The 934-nt window shown below is 58.5% G+C and carries 2 protein-coding genes; one reads left to right on the top strand and one right to left on the bottom strand.

Annotated features, from left to right (window positions below; translation table 11 throughout):
* On the bottom strand, window positions 1-278 hold a 278-nt coding region (locus tag A9W95_RS26225), incomplete at its 3' end, for a TetR/AcrR family transcriptional regulator (RefSeq protein WP_156746163.1).
* A gap of 296 nt (window positions 279-574) precedes the next feature.
* Here A9W95_RS26225 and A9W95_RS12065 point away from each other — a divergent pair.
* Window positions 575-934: spirocyclase AveC family protein (locus A9W95_RS12065; protein WP_216638161.1), on the top strand; the 360-nt coding region annotated here is incomplete at its 3' end.

The following is a 934-nucleotide window of genomic DNA, read 5'->3' as shown; positions in this document are numbered from 1 at the left end:
AGGTCATGCGGGGCGTCGAGGAAGCTTGCGAGTTCGCTTGCGACGCGGGCTTCTTCACGGCGGATCAGTTCAAGCAGAACGTGCTCTCTCGTTGGGAAGTGGAAGTAGAAGGTGCTGCGGGCTACACCCGCTCCAAGGACCACGGCGTTGATGTCGGCTGCGGCTGTTCCGGCCCGCTTGAACTCCACGATTGCGGCGTCAAGCACCCGTTCCCGCGTCTGGCGACGCTGCGCTTCACGGCTGATGGGTGTGCCCGGCACCTGCTTATTGTGCCGCATGACCTGCTTTCACTGTTATTTGTCAGCAGAACGCTCTCACTCAAGTGTTGCAACTCAGTCCGGCACCTGCCGAATTAGTGCAGCGAGCGCGTCTATCGTCGCTGCTTAAGACCTGTCCGACGTCTGTCAAGCCAGACGAGCGTGAGGTGGCTGTGCAAGTAATTCGTTGACATTTATCAGCGAGAACGTTAGACATGTGACGCCGCTACAGGAGTCGCAACAACAGCGAGGTCACGAGCATGACGGATCAACAGTCGCGAACGTCCATACCCGAGTCGGACGGTCGCACGAGCGCTGTGGTCAAGTTGCTGTGGTGGGGGTTGGGCATCGCTGTCTTGGTTCTTATCGGACTGAACGGGCAAGTCGGGGCAAACGAACCTCGTATCGCTAACGCAGCGGTCAGTGCCGAAGCGCGCAAAGCAGTCGATGGTCTACCGAACTTTGCCTCACTGTGCAATATCTGGACGACGGTGATGATGGTTGTCGGAACCATCGCTTTCGTCTACGGGTGGAGAAGACACCCACGCCACCCTTACCTGTTGATGGTCCTTGCAGGTACAGCGTTGCCTTGGCTCGACCCGTTGGCGGATTGGGTTTCCTACTCGGCGTTTAGCCCTGACCTGTGGCACTTTCCCGTGGATTGGGCGTGGGTGTCT

The sequence above is a fragment of the Mycobacterium sp. 1423905.2 genome (genome assembly GCF_001673155.1).
Taxonomy (GTDB): domain Bacteria; phylum Actinomycetota; class Actinomycetes; order Mycobacteriales; family Mycobacteriaceae; genus Mycobacterium.
This window is presented reverse-complemented; position numbering and strand designations above follow the sequence as displayed.